The sequence below is a fragment of the Candidatus Andeanibacterium sp. genome, from assembly GCF_057143545.1.
Map to the genome: position 1 here is coordinate 1 of NZ_DBNHSF010000048.1, position 5,221 is coordinate 5,221.

Genomic DNA, 5,221 nt, shown 5'->3' on the forward strand with positions numbered 1-5,221 from the left:
GAAGGAATCCTGATCGGTGCGGGCGTGCCTTATACGCGGATTTCGGGCGACTGGTCCCACCGCGAGCGGCAGGTTTCGGCCGTGATCGCCGAGCTTACCGGCCGCGTCTGAGGGCCTGTATGGAGCAGAATTCGGTCAGTTTTACGCTCCAGGAAGCCGATGTGGTTGCCGCGACGCGCCTGGCGGTCACCTGCCGGCGCCCGTTCTACAACAAGTGGCTGGTGCCGGCGGGCTTCGTGCTCGGATTTGTCGGAGTCTTGCTCGCCGGGGGCAATCGGGAATCGCTCCTTTGGGTCCTTGCTGTTGCCACGATCGTGGCTGCCACTGCGCTTCTCCTGCTCGATCACCTCTACCTGCCGTGGCTGGCCCGGCGGCATTTCAGCGAACTGGCCGCGTTCAAGGGTGCGACCAATTTCAGCTGGGACGCAGGCGGGATCCAGCTGGTCGGGCCCAAGGGCGAGTCCCGGCTCGATTGGAGCGATTATTACCGCTGGGCCGAGGACGAGCGGCTGGTGCTGCTGTTTCAGAGCCGCATTCTCTACAACATGGTCCCCAAATCCGCTCTGTCGCAAGGCCAATTGGACGGGATCCGAAGCCATCTCGAATCCGCCGGGGTCAGGAAGTATTAGGCTTCCCTGAGGCGCGGCATCAGTTCGACGAAATTGCAGGGCCGGTTGCGGCTGTCGAGCTGTTCGGCGAGGATCTGGTCCCACCCGTCCTTCACCGCCCCGTTCGAGCCCGGCAGCGCGAAGATATAGGTTCCGCGGGCGACCACCGCGCAGGCGCGACTCTGCACGGTCGAGGTGCCGATCGTCTTGAAGCTGATCATCCGGAAAATCTCGCCGAAACCGGGAATATCCCTGCCATCGGCCGAGTCCTTCACTCGCTCGAGCGCTTCGGGGGTGACATCGCGCCCGGTCAGCCCGGTGCCCCCGGTGGTGATCACGGCATCGACCTGCGGATCGTCGACCCAGTTCATCAGCCGTGCATGGATCAGCCCGGCGTCGTCCTTCTCGATCGCACGGGCTGCGAGCTTGTGGCCCGCCGCAACGATCCGCTCGGCGAGGAGATCGCCCGACGTGTCATCCGCGGCGGTGCGCGTGTCCGAGACAGTCAGCAGCGCGATATTGATCGGCTTGAAGGTCCGCGAAGTATCGACTGCCATGATCGCCCCCTTGAATGCGCGCTATTTGGCGTTTGCCGCCCTCAGGAACACCCGTCCGTTGGTCGGTGCCTCGTCACCCGGGAACCGTGGCCATTGGCCCGACGCCAGCGCCTTGCGGCTGGCCGACGCGCTATGCGCCTGGCGCTCATACATCCAGTAGTTCTTGAGCACGATCGCCACATAGCCGCGGGTTTCCCAATAGGGAATCGATTCCATGTAGAGCAAGGGATCGTCGAGATCGCGGATCTCGTAGTTCCAGCGGGTAACCGGGGTGAGCCCGGCATTGTAGGCGGCCATGATCTTGGGCAGCTTGCCTTCGGTTGCCGGTGTATCGCGCAACATTTCGAGGTTTTCCTGCCCGAAAGCGAGGTTCACCCGCGGATCGGTGAGATCGACATAGGAGGCGTTCATGTTGAGGCGCGGGGCATGCTCGCGCACGGTGATCGGCGTGATCTGCATCAGCCCCTTGGCGTCGGCCGGGCTGGTCACGGAGGTGCGGAAGTTCGATTCCTGGAGCGTATGCGCATAGGCGAGCGCCGGATCGATCCGCCAGCCGGTCGAAGGCGTCCAGCGCGGGGCGGGATAGCGCGAAGCTGGGTCCGAGCGCCCCCCGCGCGGTGCGTTATGGGCCATATAGAGCTGGGTCGCGGGCAGTCCCAGCTCGCGCGCCAGCCGCGAAAGCGCGTCGTAATCGCCGGGGTCGCCGATCCGCGCCTGGTAGAGCAGCACTTCGCTCGAAAGGTCATCCTCGCCGATCTCAGCCAGTTGCACGGCGATCCGGACATTTTCCTCATCGCGCAATCTGCGCCAGTCTTCCTCGCCGAAATCGGAGCTTGTAAAGCGCTCGGGCAGCGCCATCCCAAGCTGCTCGGCCGCCAGCATGCCGTAAAGCGTCTCGTCGAGCCGTGCTGCGTTGCGCAGATAATCGTCCGCCTTGTCGGGCATCCGGCAGCGGACCGCGGCGCGGCTCGCCCAATAGAGCGCCGCCGCCGTGAGTTCGCTGTTCGCGCTGAAACCGGCGGTTCGCTCGAAACCATTGAGCGAGGTCAGGCAATCGCCAAGCCGCCAGGCGGCGAGGCCCTTGACCCATTCGCCTTCGGCGACCCATGGCCCCGATCCTTCGGCGACGGTCTGCGCCAGGGCCAGCGCGGCCTGGTCCTGGTTCTCGATGTAATAGCTCCATGCGACCCGCTGGCGCCATTCGGCGCGCGCCTGGGGGCTGAGCGAGGCATCGATTCCGTCGAGCAGCTGCCTTGCGCCGTCGGGGTCGTCATTGGTGATCCGTTCGATAATGGCGTCGCGAATGGACTGCGGCAGCGTGCCGTCGACGACCGTCGCAGGCCTCACCCGCTTGCTCGAAGAAGGCTGACTGTAGAACTGGTTCTGGTAGGGCAGGGTCGGGTTGACCGCTAGCCCGCGCTTCAGCCCTAGCGTGATCAATTGCTCGGCCTGGGGGAGGTTCAGCCCGCCCAGCAGCCAGGCCTCGATCTGCGCCGCCTCGACCCGCGGGGAATTGGCGGCGAGATAGTATTCCGCGATCGCAACCGAATGCAGCGGCCCGTCGCTGCGCTGCTTGAGCAGGTCCTGAACCTTGTTCCATTCCTCGCGGCGGATCGCGGCGAAAAATTGACGATAATAGGCCTTGTCGTCCTGGCCGAGGAGCGTGGGCACCTCGCTCTTGAGCGCGTGCTCGCGGAAATATTCGGCGCTGTCGGCAGCGGCCGGGCTGGCCGTGACGAGAGCCAGCGCTCCGAAGAAGGAAGCTGTTGCTTGGCGCGAAATGCAACGCATGGTCAGGTCAGCCGTTTGTCCAGTCAAGCCAGTCCCGCCAGAACCTCGACCGTGCCGAAGGAATGTTCAGCATATGCTCGAGGCTTCTCGCCGGAAGTGCCGCAACGCTGCCGCCCTGATGGTTAAGATCGAGTAAAAAGGGAGCGGTTTGCGCTGGATTGTTGCAGAACAAAGCCAGAATGTCGTTGCCGAACAGAAGGATTCGCTTCGGCCGGACGAGCGACGCGTGATGCAGCGCGATCTGCCCGAGCCCCCTGGCTTGCAGTTCCTGCCAGTCGGGGTGCGGCGTATGGCGCGGCAGGACAGAGGCGAAATAGGCCTCGGCTTCGTCCAGCCCGGCGGCCTTGAGGAAGCTCGCAAGCAGCCGGCCCTGGGGTCCCGAGAGCAAATGCTCGCGATCCTCGGCTTCGGGAAAGGCGGTAAACACCATCAGCGTCGCGCCTGCTTTCCCGCGTGGGGGCACACGGGCGGCAGTCCCGCCGGGGTCGAGGCTCGGTTCACCCAGCCACCATTCGCGGAATTCGGCGAGATTGGCGGGCCAGCTGCCCGCTTCCCCGCCGATCGGCTGGGCCGGCGCCGCCTCGGGGCGCTTCCGGGCGGCGAGGTCCAGGGCAAGCGCGGGCTTTTCTTCAATCTTGGGCTTGGGTTCCTGCAGCCAGGCCACCGCTTCGTCGGCAAAGCCGTAGTCGACGCCCGCCTCGCGCCACCAGTCCTGCAGCGACGCCAGCTCGTCGGCGAGCGAGGGGGCGGGGTTGTTATCCATGGGTTTCCGATGAAACTTGACCTTGATGCGCGCAGCAATCAAGTCTGGGCGGAGCGATAGGCACAGCGAATTTCGCGAGGATAAGAGGAGCCGATGAGCGAACGGGAATCGATGCCCTATGACGTCGTGGTGGTTGGTGCCGGGCCCGCCGGCCTCGCCGCGGCAATCCGGCTCAAGCAGATCTCGCCCGATTCCACCGTATGCATCCTCGAAAAGGGCTCGGAAGTCGGGGCGCATATCCTTTCGGGCGCGGTGGTGGACCCCAAGGCTCTCGACGAACTCTTGCCCGATTGGCGCGACCAAGGATGCCCGCTGGCCGAGGTCCCGGTAACCGACAATTGGCACTGGTCGCTCTCGAAAACCGGCAAGACGTCACTGCCTCACACGATGATGCCGCCACTGATGTCGAATGCCGGGAATTATACCGGCTCGCTCGGCAATCTGTGTCGCTGGCTGGCCGAACAGGCCGAGGCACTGGGAGTGGAAATATTCCCCGGATTCCCTGTGTCCGAGGTCCTGTTTGATGACAATGGCACGGTGATCGGCGTCGCGACCCAGGATATGGGCGTCGCTAGGGATGGCAGCCGCAAGCCCGATTACCAGCCGGGGATCGAACTCCATGCCAAATATACACTGTTTGCCGAAGGTGCCCGTGGCCACCTGACCAAGCGGCTCAAGGCCCGTTTCGAGCTGGAGAAAAACTGCCAGCCGCAGATTTATGGTCTTGGAATTAAGGAGTTGTGGGACATACCTCCTGAAAAACATCATCCCGGCAGGGTGATCCATACGCAGGGCTGGCCGCTCACCGAAAGCGGCAGCTGGGGCGGGGGGTTCCTCTATCACCAGGCGGACGGGCAGGTCGCGCTCGGCTTCGTCACCGCGCTCGACTACGCCAATCCCTATGTGAATCCCTACCAGGAATTCCAGCGCTGGAAGCAGCACCCGGAAATCCGCGCGATCATCGAGGGCGGCAAGCGCGTGTCTTACGGCGCGCGGGCGATCAACGAGGGCGGCTGGCAGTCTGTGCCGAAGCTTGAGTTTCCCGGCGGCGCGCTGATCGGCTGTTCGGCCGGGTTCGTGAATGTCCCGCGGATCAAGGGCAGCCACACCGCGATGAAGAGCGGAATGCTAGCGGCCGAGGCGATTGCCGAGGCGTTCGAGGCCGGCCGCGCGAATGACGAACTGACCGGATACGGAGCGGCCTTGCGCTCGAGCTGGATCGCGAGGGAACTCCAGCTGGTGAAGAACGCGCAGCCGGCAGTGGCCAAATATGGCGGTTTCTGGGGCACTTTGCTCGCCGGGATCGATATGTGGATGCGCACGCTCGGCATCGGGCTGCCGATCGCCATGGCGCACCGTACCGACGCCGCGGCGACTGGGAAGGCGAAGGATTACCAGCCGATCGCCTATCCCAAGCCCGATGGCGTGATCAGTTTCGACCGGCTGTCATCGGTGTTCCTGTCGAACACCAACCATGCGGAAGACCAGCCGTGCCATCTGGT

At 64.3% G+C, this 5,221-nt stretch carries 5 protein-coding genes; 2 read left to right on the plus strand and 3 right to left on the minus strand.

Annotated features, from left to right (window positions below; translation table 11 throughout):
* Positions 1-119: 119 nt before the first annotated feature.
* A complete protein-coding gene (locus AC16XC_RS02910) occupies positions 120-629 on the plus strand; it encodes a YcxB family protein (RefSeq protein ID WP_484033138.1) in 510 nt (169 codons plus the stop codon).
* Here AC16XC_RS02910 and moaB read toward each other — a convergent pair.
* The 3 genes from moaB to AC16XC_RS02925 are packed head-to-tail and all read right to left on the minus strand — an operon-like array spanning position 626 to position 3,719.
* On the minus strand, positions 626-1,165 hold the full coding sequence (gene moaB, locus AC16XC_RS02915) for a molybdenum cofactor biosynthesis protein B (RefSeq protein ID WP_484033139.1): 540 nt from the start codon (positions 1,163-1,165) through the stop codon (positions 626-628). The genes AC16XC_RS02910 and moaB overlap by 4 nt on opposite strands.
* 21 nt (positions 1,166-1,186) lie before the next feature.
* Complete coding sequence (locus AC16XC_RS02920) at positions 1,187-2,956, minus strand: transglycosylase SLT domain-containing protein (RefSeq protein ID WP_484033140.1); 1,770 nt, start codon at positions 2,954-2,956, stop codon at positions 1,187-1,189.
* 7 nt (positions 2,957-2,963) lie between these two features.
* A complete protein-coding gene (locus AC16XC_RS02925) occupies positions 2,964-3,719 on the minus strand; it encodes a uracil-DNA glycosylase family protein (RefSeq protein ID WP_484033141.1) in 756 nt (251 codons plus the stop codon).
* Positions 3,720-3,812: 93 nt separating this feature from the next.
* Between AC16XC_RS02925 and AC16XC_RS02930 the strand changes: the two genes are divergently transcribed.
* The coding region (locus AC16XC_RS02930) for an NAD(P)/FAD-dependent oxidoreductase (RefSeq protein ID WP_484033142.1) at positions 3,813-5,221 on the plus strand (1,409 nt) is incomplete at its 3' end.